Origin of the sequence: Vreelandella janggokensis, assembly GCF_031451615.1 — a bacterium.
Taxonomy (GTDB): domain Bacteria; phylum Pseudomonadota; class Gammaproteobacteria; order Pseudomonadales; family Halomonadaceae; genus Vreelandella; species Vreelandella janggokensis.
This window is the reverse complement of record NZ_JARWAJ010000001.1, coordinates 1,231,226-1,257,303: the sequence shown is the minus strand read 5'-3', so window position 1 is coordinate 1,257,303 and position 26,078 is coordinate 1,231,226. Positions and strand designations below refer to the sequence as shown.

Genomic DNA, 26,078 nt, shown 5'->3' with positions numbered 1-26,078 from the left:
TAATCAAGCAGGCACCTGCTCCTCCGTCCAACGTCCCGAAGCCAGCAGCGCCTCGATCAACTCGCGCAGCTCATGCGACGCAATGTGGTATTCCGCCAGCAATGCTTCGAATTGCTGCTGAAACGCTTCCTCTCGTAATAGAGCCTGCTTTTCGGCGTCTTCCTCTTCAAGCGCCTCCAAGGAGCGCACTGGCGGCCCAGTCGGGATATCCGTTGCGCTGCCTGGGTCTTCTAGCTGACGTAGCGCTTGCGCAAAGGCATCATCCAATTCACGAAATTTACGAAGCTTGTCGCGCTCGTCCATCGGTTTCTGAACTTTTTGATATTTCATTGATATGTCATTCACACCCTTTCGATTGAGAGATACGCCTGCCTATAAGGCCATTTTCCCCAAAAACTGTGCCCAAACGCGTAAAAAGCCAAAGCAAACTTGCCTTCGAGAGCTGTTCCTAGCATAAAGAGAGCATCATTATGTATCGGTGCATAAAGTAAAGAATACTTACGTATCACTGCACATTTTGCGACCACTGACATATTACGCTGCAATGTAAGTACTGGGCTGCAATATAAACGTTGGGCTAAAAAACCGCCGCCACGTTGCACTGACGTGGCGGTTCATCCGTGACACCAAGGCACCGGGAGGGTGCACATACCGCCAGATACACTACCTGGCGGTAAGACTCATGCATGGGAGGCCAGATAATGTTCAATGCTATGACACGAGCTGAAATCTGGCTGCAAGACACACTTGAAAAGCCATTGAGTATTGACGACCTTGCGCAACATCTAGGGTATTCAGCTTCACAAGTACGACGCCAATTCCGTCATTACTTTCACACAACGCCGAGTGCCTATCGAGAAAAGCGTCGGTTAGAGCGTGCGGCGGTTTTACTCGCCCTCACTCCCCGTAATATAGCGCAAATTGCACTGCATTGCGGTTACCAAAACCATTCGTCTTTTTCGCGAGCTTTTCTGCGACATTTTCGACTATCCCCGCGACATTACCGTCAGGCTATGGGCCATGTAATGCATCAGCAAATACCGCCTTACGGCTACACGACTCGAATCAAGCAAACACCGGCTCGGCAGGCTGTTCTCATGCGACTCTATAAATCACCGGAGCAGCTTCAAGGCCTCGGGGACAGCACTTACCATAGCCACCAGTTGGAAAGCCTGCAAGCAAGGCTGGCAGACTCAACCCCAGCCGTTTCGCTGCCTGATCTACTCAGCGAAAAGATTGATGCTCTAAGCGATCAAGCTGCGCATCCGGTGCGTACCGATATCGGGCTTTATCTTGAAACACTTCACAACATGAAAAGCATCCCACTGCCTGCGCCCTACCGCCGGATTAATATCGCGGCACGCTACTATGCGAGCACCTGCTTCGAGGAATTTTCACAACTTTCACACGCGCTGACCAGCATGCTGCTGGAACTCTTGCATAAACAAAAGGGCTATTACATCAGCGGCGAGGCGCCCATGGTACTGTGGAAACCCGATTATTTGGAATTGAGGGTACCGCTGAATCAATAAGCAAATACATTTTGGGCAACCAATAAAGTCGGCATTCCCATTGGAAATGCCGACTTGGCGATACGATACTTAGTCTTCCATCCGGACAAGCCAGGACTCAACGGTCTCATCGCCGTGTTCGTCTTTCCAGCTACGCAATCCCTTGTGGTTACCTCCACGCGTTTCGATAACCTCACCTGTATGAGGGTTTTTATATATCTTTAAACGACGCTTACGGCGGCCTGCATTACTACTGGCGGGCTTTGAGCCACGCTGGTCAGCGGCAGGATCAAGCAATGCGACCACGTCGGCTGGACGCTTACCAAACTCGTTCATGAGTGCTTCAAGCTTTGATTTGAACTCTAGTTCACTCTTGAGGCGCTGATCACCCTCTAGTCGCTGAAGGTCTTCTTGAAGCTGCTTCAGCTGCTGTTCTTTTTGGATGTATTCATTAAGTAGTGACATGGGGAATCCTTTAACATCAGGTCAAACCAGATAAGATACCGAACGGACATTGTCAGTATCCATTAGTTCAGAATGCGCATTCATTATTGCTGTAAAAAGGCCAACTGACAACAGTCTAGATGATTTTTAGTCAATTACGAAAGATATTTTAAAGATTGGCTTAGCAATGAATAACTTTTTATTAGGTTAATCGCCAAGTTATACAGACAAAAATTGCTCACAAAAAAACGCCGCCCTAAAGGCGGCGTTTTTATGAAGCCATCACTAACAGGATATTAGTCTTGGCCCATTTGCTGCTTAATCAAGTCACCGATCGTGGTAGCACCACCTGCTGCTTCCGGCTCTTGTTCACGCAGTTTCTTGAGGTTCTGACGCGTGTCATCTTGCTCTTTCGCTTTCACCGACAGATTAATCTGACGGCTCTTGCGATCAACACTCACGATGCGTGCTTCGACACTATCGCCCTCACTGAGAACGTTACGTGCATCTTCAACGCGATCAGCCGCGATTTCAGACGCCTTGAGCACCGCCACTACATCGGTAGCCAGCTCAACGTGAGCTTCTTTGGCGTCTACTTCAACGACACGACCAGTGACGATGCTGCCCTTGTCGTTGACCGACAGGTATTCAGCAACCGGATCAGAATCCATTTGCTTGATACCCAGTGAAATGCGCTCGCGCTCAGGGTCGATAGACAGGATAACCGCTTCGGCTTCGTCGCCTTTCTTGAAGTTACGAACCGCTTCTTCGCCAGTATCGGTCCAGGAGATGTCGGACAGGTGAACCAACCCATCGATACCGCCTTCCAGGCCGATGAAGATACCAAAGTCCGTGATTGACTTGATGGTACCCGAGACGCGATCGCCCTTGTTGTACTCGGCATTAAAGGTTTCCCAGGGATTAGCAGTGCATTGCTTGATACCCAGAGAAATACGACGACGCTCTTCGTCGATATCCAATACCATGACATCAACATCATCGCCCACTTGAACCACTTTGGACGGATGGATGTTCTTGTTGGTCCAGTCCATTTCGGAAACGTGAACCAGGCCTTCAACGCCTTCTTCCAGTTCAGCAAAGCAGCCGTAATCGGTCAGGTTGGTGACCACAGCATGAACCTTGGTACCTTCCGGATAGCGCTCTTTAATACGAACCCACGGATCTTCGCCAAGCTGCTTGAGACCCAGAGAAACGCGATTGCGCTCACGGTCAAACTTAAGCACTTTCACGTTGACTTCGTCGCCGACAGCCACGATTTCAGACGGATGCTTGATGCGCTTCCATGCCATGTCAGTGATGTGCAGCAGGCCATCAACGCCACCCAGATCAACGAAGGCACCGTAATCAGTCAGGTTCTTGACGATACCCTTGATTTGCTGACCTTCCTGAAGCGTGGCCAGCAGCGCTTCACGTTCCGCACTGTTTTCTGCTTCCAGAACCGCACGACGTGAAACCACGACGTTGTTGCGTTTCGGGTCGAGCTTGATGACCTTGAAGTCCAGCTCTTTGTGCTCCAGGTGCGCGGTATCGCGAACCGGGCGAACGTCGACAAGAGAGCCCGGCAGGAAGGCACGGATAGAGTCGACATCGACGGTGAAGCCGCCTTTGACCTTACCGTTGATCACGCCTTTGACGACTTCATCTTTCTCGAAGGCGGCTTCCAGAATCTTCCAAGCTTCTGCGCGCTTGGCTTTTTCACGGGATAGACGCGTCTCACCGAAGCCATCTTCAACGGCTTCAAGTGCAACGTGAACATCGTCACCGATCGCAATGTTCAGTTCGCCGTTCTCGTCGCGGAATTGCGCCGCGGGGATCTGACCTTCAGATTTCAGACCGGCGTTGACGGTAACCCAGTCACCGTCAATATCGACAACCTGGGCCGCGACGATAGCGCCTGGCTCCATGTTAATGTCGTTAAGAGACTGTTCAAACAGTTCAGCAAAGCTTTCGCTCATGGTGTTCCTACGTGATCAACGTTGTTGAGGCATAAATGCCTTCTCCGTACCACCAGCGAGCACGGGCCTAATGTCACTCTGCTTTTGGAGGTGTTAGCGCTGGTTAAACCTGACCGGGCTCCCAATGTGAGTTTTACGCCCTGCCATGTCATGACACCTATCCAAAAACGCCGCAAGGGAGAGTCAATTTCCGGAGACCAGGCCTTGTTGGGCCAGTAGCTCGGTCAACTGATCAACCACTTCCGGTATGCTCAGGCGCGTGGTATCAAGCGTGATGGCATCATCTGCCGGCTTGAGTGGCGCCACGTCGCGATGCATATCGCGTGCATCGCGTGCCTGAATCTCCTTTAGAAGACTCGAAAGACTAGCATCCACGCCTGCTTCCTGCAACTGCTGATGGCGACGGCGGGCCCGCTCCGATGCTGAGGCGGTCAGAAATATCTTCAGAGACGCGTCAGGAAAAACGATCGTTCCCATGTCTCGACCATCAGCCACCAGGCCAGGCGCCTGACAAAAATCGCGCTGGCGCTCCAGCAGCGCCTGACGTACAGCCGGAAGCGCCGCCACCTGAGAAGCACGCTCGCCAGCTTGTTCGGTGCGGATTGTACGGCTGACATCCTCGCCTTCCAGCAGGGTTCGTGGCTGACCATTTTCGACCGGAAAAGCGACATCCAATGCTTGGGCCAATTGTGCCAACGCCGCCTCGTCGTCAAGCGCCACCTGATGTTTGACAGCGGCCTGCGCCGTCAACCGATACAAGGCACCACTGTCCAACAGGTGCCAATTCAGGCGTTCGGCCATTAGCCCGCTGATCGTGCCTTTACCTGCGCCGCCGGGGCCATCAATGGTCAATACAGGGGTGATTTCAGTCATGCCCCCTCCACCGATAGCGTCATCCCCACGCGGGTTACCAGGTCCACGAAATCCGGGAAGGAGGTCGCCACATTGGCGCAATCATCGATTACGATATCGTCGCTTGCCCGCAGTCCAGCAATGGCGAAGGCCATTGCAATTCGGTGGTCACCCAGGCTATCGATCCGCCCGCCACCATAACTGGCCACTTGGTCGTCGCCATTACCAGTAATATCAATACCGTCAGCAACGACCGTATGCTCGACGCCCAGAATGGCCAGGCCATCAGCCATCGCCTGAATGCGATCAGACTCCTTGACGCGCAGCTCTTCGGCGCCGCGTAATCGCGTGGTGCCCTTGGCGTTGGCGGCGGCAATGAATAAGGCTGGAAATTCGTCTATCGCTAATGGCACTTGGTCGACAGGAATCTCAATACCGCTAAGCGGTGCGTAACGAATGCGAATATCCGCAACGGGCTCGCCACCCACTTCACGCTGATTTTCAAGGGCCAGGTTGGCCCCCATCAGGGTGAGAATATTAATCACGCCGATACGCGTCGGGTTGATGCCCACATGCTCAAGCGTTATGTCGGAACCTGGGGTAATGGCCGCGGCCACCAGGAAAAACGTCGCTGATGAAATATCCGACGGCACATCGATCGGCCCCGCTGTCAGCTTTCCGCCACCCTGCAGCCAACAGGTATCACCCTCACGGGACACCGGATAACCAAAGCCGTTGAGCATGCGCTCAGTGTGGTCGCGGGTAGGCGCTGGCTCACGCACGCGGGTTTCACCTTCAGCATAAAGGCCTGCCAGCAACAGGCAGGATTTCACCTGGGCACTGGCCATAGGCATGTCGTAATCAATGCCTTTTAAAGCGGCGCCGCCTCTGACATTCAGCGGGGGACGTCCACCTTCTGCGGTATCGATGGTTGCCCCCATCAGGCGCAGCGGGTCGGCAACACGGGCCATTGGACGCTTGTTCAGCGACTCGTCGCCGGTCAATTCGCTGTCGAATGCCTGCCCGGCCAGCAAGCCTGCAAACAGTCGCATCGCGGTGCCCGAATTGCCCACATAAAGGGGGCCAGAAGGCGCTTTTAATCCATGCATGCCTACGCCATGGATGGTGACGCGCCCCTGGTGTGGCCCTTCAATGGCCACGCCCATTTCACGAAACGCCTGAAGCGTAGCAAGGCTGTCTTCGCCCTCAAGGAAACCTTTGACCTCGGTAACACCATCAGCCAGTGCCCCCAGCATGATTGAGCGATGTGACATGGATTTGTCACCGGGCACTCGCAGTCGACCCTGCGCCTGACCGCCTGGCCGCACCCGGTAAGTTACCTTACCTTCTGGTTGCATATGATATTCCGCCTGATAAGTGGTTTTGTTCAATAACGTATCAAAATAGTGGCGTGCATGGCTGGCCCGATCAAATGTCGCAATCAGGGCATCGCTATCGCCTTGCTCAACGGCCTTGCGCAATCGGGCAAGGCCCGCTTCAAAATCATCCAGCGACGACAGTACCGCCTGGCGATTGGCGATGAAGATATCGCGCCACATCACCGGGTCACTGCCCGCAATACGGGTGAAGTCACGAAACCCCCCGGCGGCGTAGCGAAAAATATCCAGCCGGTCATCCTGACGCGCCAGCGTGTCGACCAACGAAAATGCCAACAGGTGCGGCAAGTGGCTGGTACGCGCCAGTACATGGTCGTGGTGCTCAACGCTCATTTTCAGCACATCGGCACCGCAAGCTGTCCACAAAGCCGAAACCCGCGCCAAGGCCGCCTCATCAACGTCCGGCTCAGGGGTCAAGATCACCTTATGATGCCGATAGAGATCGGGATTGGCTGCCGACACGCCACTTTTTTCTGAGCCGGCAATTGGATGACCCAACACCATATTGGCAGGCACGCCACCAAAAACGCGCTTGGCACAGGCGCGAATCGCCGCCTTGGTGCTGCCCACATCGGTAATCACCACATCAGGGGCAGCCTTGGGCAATGCGCCAGCCAGCGTTTTCATTACCGTTTCCATCGCCAGCACTGGGACGGCGAGCACGATAAGTGACGCATCAGCCACCTGGGCGCCAAGCTCGGTGCCGCCGCTGTCAATCAAGCCCATCTCGATACCCCGGGCAATTTCATCGGGGTTGGGATCGCAACCGACTATCTGGCCCTCAAACCCGGCAAAACGCAGCGCCGAGGCCAGTGATCCGCCAATCAGGCCGAGCCCGACAATCAACAACCGCGACTCATCGACACCTGCCCCACCGGACATCTTCTCACCCGCTGGCGTCACAACACGCCCTGGGGGTAGGAACCCAGCACACGCAACTCGGCGGCTCGCAGTTGGACTTCTTCCAGCACAGCGGTGACCCGTGGCTCGTCGCGATGCCCCTTAAAGTCGATAAAGAAGACATAGTTCCAGACCCCGGTACGCGAAGGGCGCGTCTCCAGGCGGGTCATGTCGATTTGGTGACGATGAAACGGCTCGAGCAGATCATGGAGGGCCCCCGGCTGGTTGCGCATCGCCACCACAATCGACGTTTTATCTTCTCCCGACATGGGAATATCCTGGTTACCGATAATCAAAAACCGCGTGGAGTTATCCGGACGGTCTTCAATCTTTTCGGCGACACGCTCAAGATTGTAGAGTTTGGCGGCCATGTCGCCGGCAATCGCTGCACTGTGCCACTCGGTTTTCACCAATTTGGCGGCTTCGGCATTGGAAGCAACCGGCACTCTTTCCGCATGAGGAAAGTGGGCATCAAGCCACTTACGACACTGGGCAAAGGATTGAGGGTGGGAGTAAATACGCGAGACTTTATCCCGCCGGGTCGTTTCGCTGACCAGTAAGTGATGATGGATACGCAGGACCACTTCACCGCAAATGCGAATCGAGGAATCCATGAAGGTGTCGAGCGTATGATTGACCACCCCTTCCGTAGAGTTTTCTACCGGGACAACGCCATAGTTGACCGCTCCGGCTTCAACTTCGCGGAACACCTCATCAATGGCGGCCATCGGCAGGCTAATCGCGCTTTCCCCGAAATGCTTCAGCGCCGCCTGCTGGGTAAAGGTCCCCTCCGGGCCCAGGTAGGACACCTTGATGGGCTTTTCAAGTGCCAGGCAAGCGGACATAATCTCGCGAAACAAGCGCGCCATTTCCTCAGCATCCAGCGGGCCTTTATTTAACGCCATAATACGGCGTAGCACCTGGGCTTCGCGCTCGGGCCGATAAAATACCGCTTCCTCATCCTCGGCGAGCTTGATATGCGCGACCTGCTGAGCGCAGTCCGCCCGCTCGCTGATCAAGCGGAGAATATCATCATCCAATTGGTCAATACGCTGGCGCAGCGCGTCCAGATTGATCGACGTGTCGGCCATGGTGATTAGCCCCTTCGTTGTTCGAAATCTGCCATGAAGGCAATCAAAGCGTCCACCGCTTCCTCTGGCACGGCGTTGTACAGGCTGGCGCGCATGCCACCCACGCTGCGGTGCCCTTTCAGATTCAAGAGCCCCGCCTCATCGGCCTCTTTCAAGAAGGCGTTATCAAGCCTGGCGTCTTCCAGCACAAAAGGAACGTTCATGCGAGAGCGGTTATGACGTGCAATCGGATTGCTGTACAAGTCGCTGGCGTCAATGGCGGCATACAGTTTTTCAGCCTTGCGCTGGTTAATCGCATCCATCGCCGCCAGGCCACCGACATCCGTTTTCAACCACTGGAAAACAAGTCCCGCCAGATACCAGGCATAGGTCGGAGGCGTGTTGACCATGGACCCTGCCTCGGCAAGCAACTGATAGTCAAACAAAGAGGGAATGGTGGGCTGCGCGTTACCCAGCAGGTCGTCGCGCACGAGCACTAACGTCAATCCCGCCGGGCCAATGTTTTTCTGCGCGCCCGCATAAATCACCCCGAACTGACTGACGTCCCGCGGCCCGGAAAGGATGTTGGACGACATATCACAGACCAGCGGTACGCTGGTGCCATCGTTACGCTGCACGTGTGGCGTGTAATCAAATTCCAGCCCGCCAATCGTTTCATTGGAGGTATAGTGCAGATAAGCCGCGTCGTCACTGATCTTCAATGTGTCTGCCGCAGGCACCGCCGTATGGCCATTCGACTCACTACTTGCTGCCACATAACAGTCAAAACCAAGCCGCTTGGCCTCGTTGAACGCTTTCTTGCCCCAGATACCGGTTTGAATGAAGTTGCCTCGCCCCCCCTGACCCAAGAGGTTCATCGGCAGCATAGCAAACTGGAGGCTTGCGCCCCCCTGCAGAAACAGCACCTTGTAGTTACTGGGAACTCCCAGCAACTCACGTAAATCGGCTTCCGCCTGTTCGGCAATTGCCACAAACTCATCGCTGCGATGGCTCATTTCCATCACCGACAAGCCGCGGCCCTGGTAATCGAGCAGTTCATCCCGGGCCCGTGCCAATACCGCTTCAGGCAGTGCGGCAGGCCCCGCACAAAAATTATAACGACGTGTCATCGGCTCCGGCATCCTGTGCGTCATTATGGTTGGCGTCGTCTGTCTCCGCCTCTTCCAGCGTCTCAAAATCGCCTTCTTCGGGCTCTTCGACACGCACGGTTTTAACCAGCTTTTCTTCTTTACCGAGACGAATCAGCATGACCCCCTGAGTATTACGCGACGTGGTCGAGACCTCTTCCACACGCGTGCGGACCAGCGTGCCGCGGTCGGTGATCAGCATCATTTCGTCACTGTCATAGACCTGCATGGCCGCTACCAGGGAACCGTTACGCTCACTGGTCTGCATGGCTATCACGCCCTGGCCGCCACGACCGCGAAGCGGGAAGGCTTCAAGACGGGTACGTTTTCCGTAACCGTTCTCGCTCGCGGTGAGAATATAGATATGACCGGCGTCGGATTGACCATCGACAACACTGTCTGATGTATCGTCTTCACCGTCATCAATCTGCTGCGTCTTGGGAATGATCAAGCTGATCACTTCCGCCTTGTCTGCCAGGCGCATACCGCGAACGCCACGAGCTGTCCGGCCCATCGCCCTTACATTACCTTCCTCGAAGCGGATTGCTTTGCCGTTGGAAGACAGCAGCATGGCGTGGTCGGAACCCGACGTAATCGCCGCGCCCACCAAGCGGTCACCTTCTTCCAGGTCAATCGCGATCAGGCCTACGCTGCGTGGACGGGAGAACTGCTCAAGGCTGGTGCGCTTGACCGTCCCTTGGGCGGTGGCAAACAAGATATAATGATCAGGGTCATAATCGCGCACCGGCAAGATGGCGTTGACCGCCTCACCTTCCTCGAGGGGCAGCATATTGACCAGCGGCTTGCCACGGGAGCCACGACTCGCGTTAGGCATTTCGTAGACTTTAAGCCAGTACACCTTGCCGCGATTGGAGAACAGCAGCACCGTGTCGTGGGTCGATGCCACCAGCAGGTGCTCGATCACGTCCTCGTCTTTCATGGCCGTGGCAGACTTGCCGCGACCACCGCGGCGCTGGGCCTGATAATCGGAAAGTGGCTGTGTCTTGGCGTAGCCTGAACGCGAGACCGTTACCACCATGTCTTCTTCAGCAATTAAATCTTCCATCGAAAGATCAAGGTGGCTGGCCTGGATTTCAGTGCGACGGTCATCACCAAACTGATCGCGCACGGCATGCAGCTCTTCACGGATCACTTCCATGAGGCGGTCCGGCGAGGCAAGAATTTCGGTCAGCTCGGCAATTTTTTCCAGGATGGAAAGGTACTCATCGAGCAGCTTTTCGGTTTCAAGGCCGGTCAGCCGATGCAGACGCAGTTCCAGGATGGCTTGAGCCTGGGCCGGCGACAAGCGGTACTCGGTCGCGCTGGGATTAAGACCAAAGCCTTCGTCAAGGTCTTCAGGCTTGCAAGAAGTGGCCCCGGCGCGCTCCAGCATGCTGGTCACCTGACCTGGCTGCCAGACATTCGCCAACAGCTTATCTTTCGCTTCGGACGCGTTGGGCGATGCCTTGATGAGTTCAATGACTTCATCAATATTGGAAATCGCCACCGCCAGACCTTCCAGAATGTGACCACGCTCACGGGCTTTCTTCAGTTCAAACAGCGTTCGACGGGTGACGACTTCACGACGGTGGCGGATAAACGCTTCAAGCATCTGCTTGAGGTTCAACGTGCGTGGCTGGCCGTTTTCAAGCGCCACCATGTTGATACCGAAGACATTCTGCAGCTGCGTCTGGGCGAAGAGGTTATTCACCACGACCTCACCGGACTCGCCCCGCTTGATTTCGATCACCACCCGCAGGCCGTCCTTGTCGGACTCATCGCGCAGTTCGGCGATGCCTTCGATCTTTTTCTCTTTGACCAGCTCGGCGATCTTCTCGATCAAGCGCGCCTTATTAACCTGATAAGGCAACTCGGTAATGATGATGTGATCGCGACCGGTTTTATCATCATGCTCGATGGTGTGACAGGCGCGCACGTAAACACGCCCTCGCCCGGTACGATAGGCATCAAGAATGCCCGCACGGCCATTGATGATGCCACCGGTAGGGAAATCCGGCCCGGGAATATACTGCATCAGATCATCGACGCTGAGCGTATAGTCATCGATTAACGCCAGGCAGCCGTCGATCACCTCGCGCATATTGTGGGGCGGAATATTGGTCGCCATCCCCACGGCAATTCCCGAGGACCCATTGATCAACAGATTGGGAACCTTGGTGGGCAGAACGTCTGGGATGCGCTCGGTACCGTCATAGTTATCAACCCAGTCGACGGTATCTTTTTCCAGGTCGGCAAGTAGCTCGTGGGCCAGGCGTGCCATGCGCACTTCGGTGTAACGCATGGCGGCCGCATTGTCGCCATCTATCGAACCGAAATTGCCTTGACCGTCGACCAGCACATGGCGCATGGAGAAATGCTGTGCCATGCGAACAATGGTGTCGTATACCGCACTGTCACCGTGCGGGTGATATTTACCGATCACATCGCCGACGACACGCGCCGACTTCTTGTACGGTTTATTCCAGTCATTGTTCAGCTCATGCATGGCAAACAGCACACGCCGATGAACAGGTTTCAGGCCGTCACGCACATCAGGTAGCGCGCGGCCGATAATGACACTCATCGCATAGTCGAGGTACGACTGTTTGAGCTCGTCTTCAATATTGACGGGCAAGATTTCTCTGGCGATGTCACCCATGAAAGTCAGATCCTTTGCACTGCATTGGCACTGCGAGAGTTGAAAGCGCTTATAAATACGGCCTGAAAAGACACAGCATAGCGGCGCCCAAATAATTCCCCATCATACCACTGCATTTGCATCAAGGGCAGTCAGTCGCAATGCCGAGACGCTTCAATCGGCAAATATCGACTTGTCGACGGTTAACGCATCGAGTGTCTCGCGGACATTGCCGTCAATGGGGCTCGCCTTGTTGGCCTGCACGTCCAGCAATACAAAGGTAAGATCCGCCTGGGCCACCATACGGCCGTCCTTTTGGCGAATCTGATGGTGGCATACCGCACTTCGATCACCGACATCGATAATCCCAGTCACCACCACCAGGTCATCGCCTTGAACGGCAGCGGCTCGGTAATCAATATTTAAATTCACCACCACAAACGCCCGCCCGGCGGCGTGCAATTCTTTCATTAGCGCGGGATGTTCATCGAAAAATGCCCAGCGCCCTTCTTCCATGAATTCCAGGTAGCGGGCATTGTTGACATGGCCATAGCCATCCAGGTGATAACCACGCACGCGCAGCTGGGTACTCGACACTGATTCGACTGACATAAGGGCTCCTCCATTGTTCGGGTTTATAACGATAGTGGCTGACCGGCGTGACTTGGCCAGCGAGACCCCAATCAAACACAAGTTTGAAACACTCGCAACAATGAACCGCTTTGCGACGATGCTGGTAGGACAGCGCCGCTTTCGACATAATGTGCCACCTTTTACACAGGACAGGCGACATGTGGTTTAAACACCTGCACTTATATCGCGTACACAGCGCTCCTGAACTAAGTCATGAGGCGCTCAGTGAAGCACTGGATGCTCACGCAGCAGCACCTCTGGGTAATGCCGACGCCCGCCGCCTGGGCTGGACAGCGCCCGCCGGGCGCCTGGGCAGCGGCCAGCGCCTGCATGAAATCCAGGGGCACCGGCTGTTGTCGGCGCTGCGTCAGGAACGCCTCCTGCCGGCCTCGGTCGTCAAAGAGGATGTCGACGAACAGGTGGCAAACATTGAGGCAAGTGAAGGCCGCAAGGTGACCCGCAAGGAAAAAACCGCTCTCAAGGAGCAAGTCACCGAAGAGCTGTTACCTCGCGCTTTTGTACGCAGTCAGAAAATTGATGTTTGGTGGGATACTCGACGCCAGCTAATCGGTGTTAATGCCAGTTCGCGGACCCGGGCGGAAGATATTCTCGACCTGCTGCGCGAATCCCTGGGCACCTTGAGCGTTACCCCGCTCGCCTCCCAGACGCTGCCCATGCGGGCAATGACGACCTGGCTTGGCGACCCCGCCAGTCGACCCGCTGACCTTCAACTGGGCGACCAGGTAGAACTGAAGGCCAAAGGCGACGATGGCGTACTGCGTGCCCGACAAGTCGACCTGGATAGCGACGAAATCCAGCAACTTCTCGAGAGTGGGCGACAAGCCAGTAAACTCGCCATTCAAATCGAAGGTCGCCTAAGCTTGGTATTACACGATGACCTGGCGCTCAAGTCGCTACGCTTCGGTGATGCCCTGATTGAAGAAGCTGACCAAGCTGATGATGGCGACGACGCGCTCGCACGGCTTGAGACCGACTTTATTCTCATGGCGAATGCCCTGTCTGACGACATCGTCCGCTTGATGGAATGGCTCGGCGGGGAAGTACAGCAAGAACCAGTACAGCGAGAACCTTCACAGGCTTGATCAGGTCGCGCCCCGAGGTCAACGACTATCGCTCATACATTTGATTTTATTGAAGAAATCTTACGGATCGCATGACACATCACAATAACGCTTCGACCGCCTCGATGCCATCAGACCCCTGGGCGGATGTCCGCCCTTACATGGATCATGAAGTGGCTGACGTGCTTGCCAAGCTTTCGCGGGATAACGAGTTGCTAAATGCGCTTACCCGCTTCCGGCTGCCCCGCCTGGCTCGCTGGGCACCCCCGCTGGCACGTGCCATTGCCAGTCAAGCGGTGCGCCGGGAAGTCAAGGGCGTCACCAGCGTGCGTGAATTCCAGATGCGCATTGCCAGCTATATGGTGCGCATGATCCGCACCACAACCGATGCATTCGAGGTTGCCGGGCTGGACAAACTGGATCCTGATAGCGCCTATTTATTTATCGGTAATCACCGGGATATTTCGCTGGACCCGGCTTTCGTCAACTACGCTCTCTACCAGGCTGATCGGGACACGGTGCGTATTGCGATTGGTGACAATTTATTGAAAAAGCCCTACGTCACCGATCTCATGCGGCTCAACAAAAGTTTCATCGTCCCTCGCAGTGCACGTGGCAAGCGCGCCATGCTGGCCGCATACCAGAAACTTTCGTCCTATATCCGCCATTCGATTACCGAGGATCAACACTCGATCTGGATGGCTCAGCGGGAAGGTCGAGCCAAAAACGGGATTGATCGGACCGACCCTGCCATCATCAAGATGCTGACCATTGCGAGTCGCCTCAGCAATCGCGACGCTCAATTTGGCGATGCCATTGCCGAGCTTAAGCTTGTGCCCGTCTCGATCAGTTACGAATATGATCCTTGCGACCTGCAAAAAGCCCAGGAACTTCACGATATCGACACGAAGGGCCATTACGCGAAAAGCGAATTCGAAGACATTCAATCTATTGTGGCTGGCATCACCGGCACCAAGGGCCGTGTTCAACTGCGATTCGGCACGCCCGTGGGGGCCGATATGGCCACCCCAGATGAAGTCGCCGCTGAAATTGACCGGCAGGTGATTGGCGGTTACCGACTTTTTCCCAGCCATTATCTGGCGCTGGAAGCCCTTGGGGATGCCCCTGAACTGGTGGCCCGTCGCACCATTACCCGTGAAGACAGAGAGCGTTTCAATGCGCGACTGGCAAACGTGCCGGAACCGCTGCGGCCTTACTGGCTGGCACAATACGCCAACCCGGTTAAACACAAGGCGGGGCGTTTAACCCACTGAGGTTACACGCCATGCTCGTTGGCAGAAAAAATGCTATTGTCGAGGTATTTAGTGGCCTCGCTTGACGCCATGCTCGTCGCGATATGAAGGAGAACCCCATGTCCGCTTCAGAAATCCAGAAAACCCGTATCATCAATGAGCTCCGCGGCTTTATTCGCAAGCTGCTGCAAGACCCCAAAATTCTTGAGCAGTCGCTGACCATTGCCCGAGAAGAATTGGCCGAGGGCAACAGCCCCGCCGTCATGGCGCGTATTGCCAACCAAATATCTGATACCACTAGCGTGCATATCCCTGAAGACCCAACCGAGCACTCTGAGGCGGATAAATTGTTTTTAGAGCTATTGCGTGAAGTGGTTCAAGAGGAACAGGCGCTCTACTAGTCAGTTACTTGAGCCGCCTCACCGTTTTATCTTTTTGTTAATGCCTGACCGGGATCTTCGTTCATCATGTCAACTACCTCCTCGCGCCGCATATTGGTTACCAGCGCGCTGCCTTACGCTAACGGCGCTATCCACCTGGGCCACTTGCTTGAATATATCCAAACCGATATTTGGGTGCGCTTTCAGAAAAGCCGTGGTCAGCAGTGCCACTACGTATGTGCCGACGACGCACACGGCACCGCCATCATGCTGCGCGCCGAGCAGGAAGGTATTTCCCCTGAGGCATTAATCGACCGGGTTTCACGCGATCACCAAGCCGACTTTGCGCGCTTCGGGGTTGCCTTTGACAATTATCACTCAACCCATTCCGACGAAAACCGCTATTACAGCGAGCTGATCTACCAGCGCTTACGCGACAAGGGCCATATCGCCACGCGGGAAATTGAACAAATGTTCGACCCGCACAAGGGATTATTTCTCGCTGACCGGTTCATCAAAGGCACTTGCCCAAAATGCGGTGCGGACGATCAGTACGGCGATAACTGCGAAAAATGTGGCGCTACTTATACGCCAGCCGAGTTGATAAATCCGGTCTCGGCGATTTCAGGGGCCACGCCCGAAGTCCGCAGCTCCACGCACTACTTCTTCAAGTTGCCGGACTTTGCTGATTTCCTGCAGCGGTGGATTAACGATGGCCATGTACAGCCGCAGATTCGCAACAAGCTGATGGAGTGGTTTGAGTCGGGCTTTAACGAGTGGGACATCTCCCGAGACGCCCCCTATTTCGGTTTTGAAATCCCCGATGCCCCCGGCAAATACTTTTACGTCTGGCTGGACGCGCCGATCGGTTATCTGGCGAGCTTCAAGAACCTCTGCGAGCGAGAGGGCATTGACTTCGACAGCTACTGGGAAAAAGACTCGGATGCCGAGATCTATCACTTTATCGGCAAGGATATTGTGTATTTTCACGCGCTTTTCTGGCCGGCGATGCTCGAGGGGGCAGACCTTCGAACGCCAACCGCCGTTAACTGCCACGGTTTTGTCACCGTGGACGGCGCCAAGATGTCGAAGTCGCGGGGTACCTTTATCAAGGCAGCCACCTACGCCGACTACCTGAACCCTGAATACCTGCGCTACTACTTTGCCGCCAAGTTGACGTCCAAGGTCGATGACCTTGACCTCAACCTTGACGATTTTGCCGCCCGGGTGAATGCGGATCTGGTCGGCAAAGTCGTCAACATTGCCAGCCGTTGCGCCGGATTTGTCAAAAAGCTTGGCGGCGGTCGCTTATCCGCCCATTGCAGCGAGCCACAGATGGTCGCCCGGTTCATCGCTGCTGGCGACAGCATTGCCCAGGACTTTGAAGCGCGCGAATTTAGCCGCGCGATGCGCCACGTCATGGAGCTGGCCGACGAGGCCAATACCTATATTGCTGAAAAAGAGCCTTGGGTGCTCGCCAAGCAAGAAAGCCGGGATGACGAAGTGCTCGACATCTGCTCGGTGGGCATTAACCTGTTCCGCCAACTGATGGTTTACCTTGCACCGGTAGTCCCCGGCATGGCTGACCAGGCAAGAGTCTTCCTGAATCTGGAGTCGCTGGACTGGGAGAGCCGTCAAGAGGTGCTTGTCGACCATGACATCAACAAATTCAAACCCCTCATGCAGCGCATCGAGCGCGACAAGATTGACGCCATGATCGATGCCTCAAAGGAGGATATCGTGGAAGAGCAAAAGCTTAAGGAAACCCCCAAGGGCCCCTTGACAGACGACCCCATCGCGGCAGAAATCAGTTTCGATGAGTTTGCCAAGGTTGACCTGCGCATCGCGCGTATCGCCAGGGCGCAATACGTCGAGGGCGCGGACAAACTGCTTCAACTAACGCTCGACCTGGGCGGCGAAACCCGTAATGTCTTTTCGGGTATCCGCTCCGCTTATGCCCCGGAAGCACTGGAAGGCCGTTTAACCGTCATGGTCGCCAACCTCGCGCCGCGCAAAATGCGCTTTGGTGTGTCGGAAGGAATGGTACTGGCATCGGCTAACCAAGACGGCATTTATCTTCTCTCGCCGGACTCTGGTGCGGAACCGGGTCAGCGTGTCACCTAACTAGGTATCCGGCAGTAAAAGGGGCAAGGCACCCAGCCTTCGCCCCTTTTTTATAAGCGCTTATTTAGTACCCATACACTTTTGGTTCACTTTATGCACCGGCATATTCCACGCTCATTGCGTTTCCGCTTTTTCGCTGCTCTTGGCGGATTACTTATCTGTGCAATCGTAGCACTGGCCGCGATCAGTTCATCGGTCATCTTTCCGGCATTGCAAGCTGAAGAGCGCCAGGCCGTAAAACGAGAATTAGATCGCGTTGAGCGCAGCTTTCAGCTTGAGCAGCAGCAACTGCTTGCCCAGGTGCGTGACTGGGCTCATTGGGATGATACCTATCAGTTTGTCCAAGGTGACTATCCACGCTACAAAGACGTCAACTTCAGTCAGGAAATGTTTGACGATATGCGCTATCAGCTGATGGCGTTTTTCAATAATGCTGGAGAAGTCTACTTTTTAGCCGGTATTAACCCGACGACGGGCAACTACCAAACATGTGAAACGCCTAACGACGAATGTGCCTGGATGGAGCCTTGGGTTAAACGCATGCAGTCAGCCATTGATGGGGATAGAGCAGATCAAAGCGCTATCTATGCTGACCAGGAGCCTGTAATGGTGGGCTCCACCCCCATTTTACGCACCGATAAAAGTGGCTCACCGGCGGGATGGCTATTTAAGACACGCGCCTTAGACGACGAATGGCTGAGCTTCATGGAAGAATACACGGGGCTGCCTATCAACCTGAGCCTTACCCGGCAGGCCGCCTCAAGCAGTGATGCTCTTAGCTTCTCTGGTAACATCGTTCATGCCGAACGTTACTTACCCATCTATAGTCCACTAACCCCCGTTTCACTAGGAATAGGCATAGAGCTCAATCGCACTAGCTATTTAACTAGCTTGACCACCTTTCGCTATGTTCTGTTGTGGACGGCTGTCCTAATGATTCTGGTCATTGCCGTGGTACTACTGCTGCTTGAGAAAATTGTACTTAAGCCGTTGCGCTTACTTACCCAATTTACTCAACAACTGGATATACACGAGACGGATGTACATAAGCTCACCAGACGAAGCGACGAAATAGGGTTGCTGTCACGAGCGTTTCAGGAACAGTTTACCTGCCAGCAACAGCTCAATGATGAACTTCTGAAGATGTCCACGCATGACGCGCTGACAGGGCTGCCCAACCGGCGGCTCTTTGACCAGCAACTTGAAACTGCCTTCAGCGACACCAGTACCGATTCAGACTCAGTTGCCGTGATGATGCTGGATATTGATCACTTCAAACTCTACAACGACCATTATGGGCATCCCGAAGGGGACGTCTGCTTGCAACGTATTGCCGACGCCATGTACAGTCTCGCCCGAACGAGAGACTTTTTCATTGCCCGAACCGGCGGAGAAGAGTTCTGCGCCCTGCTTCCCCACATCTCGCCCGATAAGGCAAGAGGCATTGGGGAACAGCTTTTGGCGGCGATCGATGGCTTACAGATTCCTCATTCAACCTCACCCGTTAAACCGTTCGTCACGATAAGTGTCGGTATTGCCATGCAAAAAGACGCTAAATCCCAGTCACCCAGTGCGGTGGTCAGCTGCGCCGACCAGGCGCTCTATCTGGCCAAGGAAGCGGGCCGACACCAGGTGGCATTCTTCAGCCCCCAGCTAGCCAGTGGGCTGACGCCTGAACACAATGCTCCGCAATGAATGAGCTCTTTGTGATCTTGGTCAGCACCGCGCTGGTCAACAATTTTGTGCTGGTGCAGTTTCTTGGTTTATGTCCGTTCATGGGTGTTTCCAATAAACTTGAATCGGCGATGGGTATGTCATTGGCCACCACCTTTGTACTGACCCTGGCCTCCGCCGCCAGTTTCGTGGTCTACCATGGACTGCTGGTGCCCCTGGACGTTACCTATTTGCGCACCATCAGCTTTATCGTGGTGATTGCCGCCGTGGTCCAGTTCACCGATATCATGGTGCGCCAGCTAAGTCCCTTGCTGCATCGTGTACTGGGTATTTTTTTACCCTTGATCACCACCAACTGCGCGGTACTTGGCGTTGCCCTACTGTCACTTAATCGCGATCTGAGTTTTATTGCCACCACCCTTTACGGCCTGGGCGCCGCGGTTGGGTTTTCCCTGGTACTGGTACTTTTTGCCGCCATGCGCGAACGCCTCGCCGCGGCGGATACGCCCCGGCCTTTCAAAGGTGCCGCCATTGCCATGATCACGGCCAGCTTGATGTCACTTGCCTTCATGGGCTTTTCTGGCCTGGTCCAAGGATAGGTGCGTCGATGAGTGATGCCTTTTCGATCATCAGCCTGCTGAGCGCCATTGCGGTGCTCACCGCGCTAGGCGTGGGGTTTGGTGCCCTGCTGGGCGCCGTTAGCGAGCGTTTCAAGGGAGATGAATCCAGCCTGGTCGAGCAGATTGATACCCTGCTGCCACAGACGCAGTGCGGGCAATGTGGCTATCCTGGCTGCCGCCCCTATGCCGAAGCCATCAACCAGGGTGATGCCATCAACAAGTGCCCGCCCGGCGGCGAAGCCACCATTACCGCCCTAGCCGACCTGTTGGGCCGCACGCCTGAACCGCTGGATGGTGAAGCCCCGAGTGAGGATTTGGTGGCGTTCATCCGCGAGGATGAGTGCATTGGCTGTACCAAATGTATCCAGGCGTGTCCGGTGGACGCGATCATTGGCGCCGCCAAACAGATGCACACCGTTATCGAAGATGAGTGCACAGGCTGCGATTTATGCCTTGACCCCTGCCCGGTCGATTGCATTGATATGCTGCCGCGGAGTAAGCCGTTGGACCAATGGCGACCCATCACCTATCCACCCCAGGTGATTGCCAGTGACCGCCGCTCGTCAATGGAGATGCCTCATGGCACGCACCTTTGAGTTTCATGGCGGCGTCTATCCGCCCGAACGCAAACAGCGCTCCCAAGGGCCGGTGCGTCATGCAAGGTTGCCCGATCAAGTCGTGCTGCATTTGGACCAGCATGCCGGTCGCCCTGCCCTGGCGACCGTCGCCGTGGGTGATAGCGTCAGGGTTGGCACGCCGATCGCCAGGGGCGACGGCATGATTTCAGCCACTTTGCATGCCAGCATCAGCGGCCAGGTCACCCAGGTGGATCGCCATACCATCACCATCGACGGTGACGGCGTTGATACCTGGCAACGCTTGACGCCGCTTGAATGGCGTACCGAAAGCGCTGATCAACTGCTTAGGCGCCTGGAACAAAGCGGCGTGGTAGGGCTCGGCGGCGCGGGTTTTCCTGCTCATATCAAGGCCCGAATCGGCGAGCGCCAGCGCATCGATACCCTGGTGGTCAACGCCGCCGAATGTGAACCCTATATCACCGTGGATGACCTTACGCTGCAGCAGTACACTTCGGATGTGCTGGAAGGTGCCCAGTTCATCGCCTCGCTTTGTGGCGCCAAGCAGATCGTTGTCGGCATTGAAGATAACAAGCCCGAGGCGATAAGCGCCCTGCGTCAAGCGATGGCAGAAAGCCAACCGCTCAGTGTGACCGTCAGCGTAATCGCCACCCGTTACCCCAGCGGAGGCGAGCGCCAGTTGATTAAATCGCTACTCAACCGCGACGTGCCCGACCAGGGGTTACCCGCTGACGTGGGCGTGCTCTGCCAAAATCCCGGCACGCTCCTGGCAGCCCTGCGCTCGGTTCGCGATGGCGAACCGCTGGTTGAACGACTGGTGACACTGACCGGTGAGGCCATCGCCGACCCGGGTAATCGGTGGGTGCGGATCGGTACGCCGATGGCCGCCCTGCTCGACGAGGCGGGCCTGAATCGGGCAGAACTTCATCAACTGATCGAGGGCGGCCCCATGATGGGTACGCCGCTTGACGACCTTGAAGGCATGGTGACCAAAACCACCAACTGCTTGATTGCTGCCACGCGGCAAGAGCTCCCGCCTGCGCCGCCCGAATCGCCCTGCATTCGTTGCGGCGCGTGTGAAGAGGTCTGCCCGGCCAACTTATTACCCCAGCAGTTGCATTGGTATGCGCGCGCTCAGGACGATACCAAGCTGGCTCACTACCGGCTGTTCGATTGCATAGAGTGCAATGCCTGTAGCTACGTTTGCCCGAGCCATATTCCCCTGGTTGCCGACTATCGTCAGGCTAAAACCCGGCTTCGCCAACAGCAACTGGAAACCGCCAAGGCTGAGCATGCCAAGCATCGCTTTGAATGGCGCCAGGCGCGGCTCGCCCGCGAGGAAGCACAAAAGCAGGCGCGTCGGCAGGCACGACTTGCCAGGCAGTCGACTCAGCAATCCGATTCTCAGGGCGCTTCTCCTCAAGCCGACCTGCGAAGTTTACGCATCGCGCAAACCGCCGCCAAAGCCGCGGTCAGGAAAGCCGAGAAGAACCTCGCGCGGGCTGCCCAGCAAGACCCTGAACAGCCCAACGACGACCTCGAAATTCAGTTGGCCACCGCCCAGGAAAATCTGCAGGCAGCCGAGGCACGCCTCGCCGAGGCTCGTGAAGCAGGCGAACCCCAAGAGACTTCATAAGTATGCTGCACGCGTCCCAGGTAGACGACCGACCCCGCTTGACAACAATGCCCAGCACCGGGGGCATCATGCGCTGGGTGATCATTGCCACACTGCCTGGCCTTGCCACCATGACGTTTTTTTTCGGCCTGGGCGTGGTTAGCAACGTCGTCCTCGCCGCCGCTTTCGGGCTGGGGCTGGAGGCCCTTGTCCTGCGGCTGCGTCAGCGCAATTTGCGGCCGCTCAATGATGCCAGCGCGCTACTCACTGGCGTATTACTCGGCGCGTCGTTACCCCCTGCCAGTCCCTGGTGGCTGATCGGCATCGGCATGGTCGCGGCCATCGTGGTCGCCAAGCACCTTTATGGCGGGCTGGGAAACAACCCTTTCAATCCCGCCATGGTGGGCTATGCCCTGTTACTGGTGTCGTTTCCCACCTACATGACCCTGTGGCCGACGCCCCAGTCGCTATGGCCCGATACGCTTGTCAGCCAGATCATGGGCAGTACCTCGCTTGAGCAGATTGACAGTTTAAGCGGCGCAACACCGCTGGACGCGTTCAAACATAAAGCCGAGGAGGTATCCGCCAGCCAATTCTGGGCTAACCCGCCGCTACCCCGAGCCACCCTCACTGCGTGGGAGTGGATTTCGGCGGCCTGGGCAGTAGGCGGCGCACTGCTGCTTGCCAAACGCCTGATCAGTTGGCATATCCCCGTCGCCATGCTTGGCAGCATGACAGCCGCCGCCGCGTTGCTGTACTTGTTCAACCCCGATGAAGCTGCCTCACTCTGGCTACACCTGTTCACCGGCGCGACACTATTTGGCGCATTTTTCATTGCCACCGACCCTGTGTCCGCGGCCACCAGCCAGCGCGGCAAACTGATCTACGGCGCTGGGATCGGCCTGCTTGTCATCGTGATTCGTACCTGGGGCGGCTACCCCGATGCGGTCGCCTTTGCCGTGCTACTCATGAACCTGTGCGTACCGCTGTTGGATATTTACACGGTGCCCGCCGCGACGGAATCGCAAACCGCCACTGGCAGGGCACAACCATGAGCACCCTCAACGCCATGCAGCGCGGTGCACTGACGTTAGGCCTGTTTGCCTTGATCACAGCGGGCAGTGTCGCCTCGCTGAGGGCATTGACTGCCGAGCGTATCGACGCGCACCAGCAAGCCTATCAGCAACGCCAGCGCCAGGCCGTTCTGCCCGAAGCCCTTACCCAGCAGGCAACGGTATCCTCCGTTTGGCTGCCCGATGCTGAAAAACTCGGCTACCCCGACGGTGTGACCGGCTGGCAAGTGGAAAACGACCAGCAACGCGCTGTCGTGTTACCGGTGGTCACCCGACGCGGCTATAACGGCGACATCCACCTGCTCGTGGGGCTTGATGAGCAACAGCGAATCAGCGGGGTTCGCGTCACCCGGCATCAGGAAACCCCAGGCCTGGGCGACGACATCGAGCGCCGCCGTAGCGATTGGATCACTGACTTCGATGGCTTACGCTTGGATTCGCTAGCCACCGAAGACTGGGCGGTACAAAAAGATGGCGGTCATTTTGATGCCTTTACTGGCGCCACCATTACCCCCCGAGCTGTGGTCGATGCTGTACACAGTGCCCTACAATATGCGGCCAACCATGCACTATTTGACAATACACCCAAGCGGCAAGCAGAGGAGCCAAAGCGATGAGCCAACTTGGCCAGCTTTCGCGTGAAGGACTGTGGTCAAACAACCCGGCGCTGGTTCAACTGCTGGGGCTATGCCCGTTATTGGCTGTCAGTGCGAGCGTGGTCAACGCATTGGGGCTGGCCATGGCCACGCTGGTCGTCATGGTCGGCGCCAGCACCACCGTATCGCTGATTCGTCACCAGGTACCCAGCGCCGTCCGCCTGCCTGCCTTTGTGATGATTATTGCCGCCTTTGTCACCTGCGCTGAGCTCCTCATGGCCGCCTACGCCTACCCGCTTTATCAGGTGCTGGGGATTTTTATTCCGCTGATTGTGACCAACTGCGCCATTCTGGGCCGTGCCGAGGCGTTTGCCTCGCGCCAGCCAGTGTTACCTGCCGCCATTGATGGTTTGATGATGGGGCTCGGCTTTGGCGCTGTACTGGTGGTGTTAGGCGCATTACGCGAACTGCTGGGCCAGGGGACGCTGTTCCGGGAAATGGCGCTATTGTTCGGGCCGATGGCCGATGGCTGGCGATTGACATTGATCGACGACTATCAGTTTCTGTTTTTTGTACTTCCTCCCGGCGCGTTTTTCGTCGCGGGGCTGCTGATCGCGCTGAAAAACAGCATTGACCAACGCCTTGAGGCATCGTCACAACCCAAGACCATCACCCCCCGTGAACAGCGCCGTGTCCGCGTCACGGGGACGATTAAATAACCCAGAGACTGACCATGAATGCCCAAAAGCGTCATGAAATTTTCGCCCGGCTGCAGGCAGAAAACCCTCACCCCACAACTGAGCTCAATTGGCATACGCCTTTCGAGTTGCTCGCCGCGGTGCTGCTCTCCGCCCAGGCCACCGATGTAGGCGTCAACAAGGCAACCGCCAGCCTGTTCCCTGTCGCTAACACGCCCCAGGACATTATCGACCTGGGTATCGATGGCCTGAAAACCCATATCAAGACCATCGGCTTGTACAACACCAAGGCCGAAAACCTGATGAAAACCTGCCATCAACTGGTCGAACAGCACAATGGGGAAGTGCCTCAAACCCGTCCTGCGCTTGAGGCCTTGCCCGGCGTGGGACGCAAGACGGCTAACGTCATTTTGAATACGGCCTTCGGCCAACCGACCATGGCGGTGGATACGCACATTTTCCGGGTTGCCAATCGAACGGGCATTGCCAGGGGTAAAAACGTCGTCGAGGTAGAGCAAAAACTGTTGCGCCACGTGCCCAAGGATTTTCTGCAGGATGCTCACCACTGGCTGATCCTGCACGGCCGTTATACGTGCGTTGCCCGCAAGCCGCGATGCGGCAGCTGCATCATTGAAGATCTATGCGACTATAAAGAAAAAACTGAGATTGCTTGATCACTCAAATGCATCTTCCTCCAGCAGGGACGAATAGGCCGCCTGCCATGCTGGCCACTCCCATTGAGCCGTATTCAATGGCTCCGGTTGGTCTGTCGGCGCTGTAAGCCAGCGGTACAACTGATCGTAAAGCCCACCTCGGGTGCCATCGTAACGATACGCCTTGGGGTAAAGTGCCGGGAAGCAAAGACGGTCTGGCACTAACGGTCGTGCGCCACGCTGGGCCGCCTCCATGATCGCCAACCCTTGAAACTCGTGCCACGTCGTTGACACCACGATACCGGCTTTATCCAACTCGGCCTGATAATGCCCTTCCGGCAGCGGCCCCCAGGCGGTGATATGTGACGCAAGTCGTTGCTCCGCCTCGGCAAAAATCGGCGGGACATGACGAAAGCGTTGCCCCACCACCGCAAGCTCGAAGGCCACACCCTGGCCGCTCAGTTCAAAAAGCACCTCGAAAAAGTCCTCAGGGTTCTTGTCGTACTCCCAGCGGTGGTTCCATAGAATTCGCCGGGGATGGCGCTGGTCCTGGTACCCGCCATCAAGGGGCATGATCGGGACAGGCAGTATTCTGGCGCGTTGTCGCAGCGCCTCAAGAGGTTTTACCGCCGGTACATTCTCGGGCATCTTTTTTAAAAAGGCGCGCGCGCCATCGACAAAGGAGTCGCGGTTATAGGCGGTATTAAAAATCACCGTATCGGCCGCCAGAGCGGAATACAGATTGACCATTCTGCCTTCCACCGAGGAGTGCTGCGCTTCCGACACAGGGTAGGCAAACTGGTTCTCATGAAAATAGATGATCTTGTGCGCCTGGCCCAGCGAAGGGAACAAGCCGATTAACGTCGCCAGGTCCACCATCGAGGTTACCAGCACCACATCATAGGACTGACTCAGCGTTTCGCGCTCTTTAAGCAGCCATGTTAATGGGTTGCCACGGACACGCCAGCGAAAATGCCGCGCTGGCAAGCGCAGTTGCGTCCACTCGACAGTCTCGACGTGACGAATCACGCTGTCGGCCCAGTAGCGGTGGCTCACGGCATCATAGGCGGATAGCAATAAAACCCGCTTCCGGCGATTCAAGGGAGCGTTCATTAGGGTCTCGTTGGGTAGCGTTAATACAATTG

23 protein-coding genes are annotated in these 26,078 nt (G+C 56.1%); 13 read left to right on the top strand and 10 right to left on the bottom strand.

Features of this window, described 5'->3' with window-relative positions; all coding sequences use genetic code 11:
- Nucleotides 1-3: 3 nt before the first annotated feature.
- A complete protein-coding gene (locus tag QC816_RS05700; protein WP_199285359.1) occupies nucleotides 4-330 on the bottom strand; it encodes a hypothetical protein in 327 nt (108 codons plus the stop codon).
- 371 nt (nucleotides 331-701) lie between these two features.
- On the opposite strand from QC816_RS05700, the gene QC816_RS05695 reads away from it, so the two are divergent.
- Nucleotides 702-1,532, top strand: a complete 831-nt coding sequence (locus tag QC816_RS05695) for a helix-turn-helix domain-containing protein (RefSeq protein WP_085918487.1) — start codon at nucleotides 702-704, stop codon at nucleotides 1,530-1,532.
- Nucleotides 1,533-1,601: 69 nt separating this feature from the next.
- Here the strand turns inward: QC816_RS05695 and QC816_RS05690 are convergent, their stop codons facing one another.
- The 8 genes from QC816_RS05690 to QC816_RS05655 form a co-directional block, all read right to left on the bottom strand.
- Entirely contained in the window at nucleotides 1,602-1,976 is a 375-nt protein-coding gene (locus tag QC816_RS05690; RefSeq protein ID WP_085918486.1) for a histone-like nucleoid-structuring protein, MvaT/MvaU family, read from the bottom strand.
- A 275-nt stretch (nucleotides 1,977-2,251) separates the two neighbouring features.
- On the bottom strand, nucleotides 2,252-3,931 hold the full coding sequence (gene rpsA / locus QC816_RS05685; protein ID WP_066320448.1) for a 30S ribosomal protein S1: 1,680 nt from the start codon (nucleotides 3,929-3,931) through the stop codon (nucleotides 2,252-2,254).
- Nucleotides 3,932-4,114: 183 nt separating this feature from the next.
- Nucleotides 4,115-4,804, bottom strand: a complete 690-nt coding sequence (cmk, locus tag QC816_RS05680) for a (d)CMP kinase (RefSeq protein WP_085919564.1) — start codon at nucleotides 4,802-4,804, stop codon at nucleotides 4,115-4,117.
- Nucleotides 4,801-7,062 (bottom strand): bifunctional prephenate dehydrogenase/3-phosphoshikimate 1-carboxyvinyltransferase, encoded by a 2,262-nt coding sequence (locus tag QC816_RS05675; RefSeq protein ID WP_309781337.1) that lies wholly within the window; start codon nucleotides 7,060-7,062, stop codon nucleotides 4,801-4,803. Before QC816_RS05675 ends, cmk begins: the two co-directional genes overlap by 4 nt.
- A 17-nt stretch (nucleotides 7,063-7,079) precedes the next feature.
- On the bottom strand, nucleotides 7,080-8,171 hold the full coding sequence (gene pheA / locus QC816_RS05670) for a prephenate dehydratase (RefSeq protein WP_085919562.1): 1,092 nt from the start codon (nucleotides 8,169-8,171) through the stop codon (nucleotides 7,080-7,082).
- Between the two features lie 5 nt (nucleotides 8,172-8,176).
- Complete coding sequence (gene serC, locus QC816_RS05665; protein ID WP_268901364.1) at nucleotides 8,177-9,280, bottom strand: 3-phosphoserine/phosphohydroxythreonine transaminase; 1,104 nt, start codon at nucleotides 9,278-9,280, stop codon at nucleotides 8,177-8,179.
- On the bottom strand, nucleotides 9,264-11,957 hold the full coding sequence (gene gyrA / locus QC816_RS05660; RefSeq protein WP_309781336.1) for a DNA gyrase subunit A: 2,694 nt from the start codon (nucleotides 11,955-11,957) through the stop codon (nucleotides 9,264-9,266). Before gyrA ends, serC begins: the two co-directional genes overlap by 17 nt.
- Nucleotides 11,958-12,110: 153 nt before the next feature.
- Nucleotides 12,111-12,548, bottom strand: coding sequence for an acyl-CoA thioesterase (locus QC816_RS05655; protein ID WP_085919559.1), 438 nt, complete (start codon nucleotides 12,546-12,548; stop codon nucleotides 12,111-12,113).
- Nucleotides 12,549-12,727: 179 nt separating this feature from the next.
- Between QC816_RS05655 and QC816_RS05650 the strand changes: the two genes are divergently transcribed.
- The 12 genes from QC816_RS05650 to nth all read left to right on the top strand — a co-directional run bounded on the left by QC816_RS05650 (nucleotide 12,728) and on the right by nth (nucleotide 24,954).
- Nucleotides 12,728-13,672, top strand: coding sequence for a recombination-associated protein RdgC (locus tag QC816_RS05650; protein ID WP_309781335.1), 945 nt, complete (start codon nucleotides 12,728-12,730; stop codon nucleotides 13,670-13,672).
- 71 nt (nucleotides 13,673-13,743) lie between these two features.
- The gene (locus QC816_RS05645) at nucleotides 13,744-14,925 is read left to right on the top strand and encodes a 1-acyl-sn-glycerol-3-phosphate acyltransferase (protein ID WP_085919557.1); all 1,182 of its coding nucleotides are present in this window, start codon (nucleotides 13,744-13,746) and stop codon (nucleotides 14,923-14,925) included.
- A gap of 98 nt (nucleotides 14,926-15,023) precedes the next feature.
- Nucleotides 15,024-15,305 carry a hypothetical protein gene (locus QC816_RS05640; protein ID WP_085919556.1) on the top strand — a complete coding sequence of 94 codons (282 nt, stop codon included), beginning with the start codon at nucleotides 15,024-15,026 and terminating at the stop codon, nucleotides 15,303-15,305.
- Between the two features lie 66 nt (nucleotides 15,306-15,371).
- On the top strand, nucleotides 15,372-17,408 hold the full coding sequence (metG, locus tag QC816_RS05635; protein ID WP_309781334.1) for a methionine--tRNA ligase: 2,037 nt from the start codon (nucleotides 15,372-15,374) through the stop codon (nucleotides 17,406-17,408).
- 93 nt (nucleotides 17,409-17,501) lie between these two features.
- Entirely contained in the window at nucleotides 17,502-19,103 is a 1,602-nt protein-coding gene (locus tag QC816_RS05630; protein ID WP_309781333.1) for a sensor domain-containing diguanylate cyclase, read from the top strand.
- Nucleotides 19,100-19,681 carry an electron transport complex subunit RsxA gene (gene rsxA / locus QC816_RS05625; RefSeq protein WP_199285364.1) on the top strand — a complete coding sequence of 194 codons (582 nt, stop codon included), beginning with the start codon at nucleotides 19,100-19,102 and terminating at the stop codon, nucleotides 19,679-19,681. Before QC816_RS05630 ends, rsxA begins: the two co-directional genes overlap by 4 nt.
- A gap of 8 nt (nucleotides 19,682-19,689) precedes the next feature.
- Nucleotides 19,690-20,298: an electron transport complex subunit RsxB gene (gene rsxB, locus QC816_RS05620; protein WP_309781331.1), complete on the top strand. Its 609-nt coding sequence runs from the start codon at nucleotides 19,690-19,692 to the stop codon at nucleotides 20,296-20,298.
- Nucleotides 20,282-21,934, top strand: coding sequence for an electron transport complex subunit RsxC (gene rsxC, locus QC816_RS05615; RefSeq protein WP_309781330.1), 1,653 nt, complete (start codon nucleotides 20,282-20,284; stop codon nucleotides 21,932-21,934). Before rsxB ends, rsxC begins: the two co-directional genes overlap by 17 nt.
- Complete coding sequence (locus tag QC816_RS05610) at nucleotides 21,931-22,968, top strand: RnfABCDGE type electron transport complex subunit D (protein ID WP_309781430.1); 1,038 nt, start codon at nucleotides 21,931-21,933, stop codon at nucleotides 22,966-22,968. Before rsxC ends, QC816_RS05610 begins: the two co-directional genes overlap by 4 nt.
- On the top strand, nucleotides 22,965-23,603 hold the full coding sequence (gene rsxG, locus QC816_RS05605) for an electron transport complex subunit RsxG (RefSeq protein ID WP_264823141.1): 639 nt from the start codon (nucleotides 22,965-22,967) through the stop codon (nucleotides 23,601-23,603). Before QC816_RS05610 ends, rsxG begins: the two co-directional genes overlap by 4 nt.
- Nucleotides 23,600-24,301 (top strand): electron transport complex subunit E, encoded by a 702-nt coding sequence (locus QC816_RS05600; RefSeq protein ID WP_264823142.1) that lies wholly within the window; start codon nucleotides 23,600-23,602, stop codon nucleotides 24,299-24,301. Before rsxG ends, QC816_RS05600 begins: the two co-directional genes overlap by 4 nt.
- 14 nt (nucleotides 24,302-24,315) lie before the next feature.
- Entirely contained in the window at nucleotides 24,316-24,954 is a 639-nt protein-coding gene (gene nth, locus QC816_RS05595; protein WP_264823143.1) for an endonuclease III, read from the top strand.
- On the opposite strand, the gene QC816_RS05590 is transcribed toward nth, so the two are convergent.
- Nucleotides 24,955-26,046: a tRNA-queuosine alpha-mannosyltransferase domain-containing protein gene (locus tag QC816_RS05590; RefSeq protein ID WP_264823144.1), complete on the bottom strand. Its 1,092-nt coding sequence runs from the start codon at nucleotides 26,044-26,046 to the stop codon at nucleotides 24,955-24,957. It abuts the gene before it with no gap.
- Nucleotides 26,047-26,078: the final 32 nt, after the last annotated feature.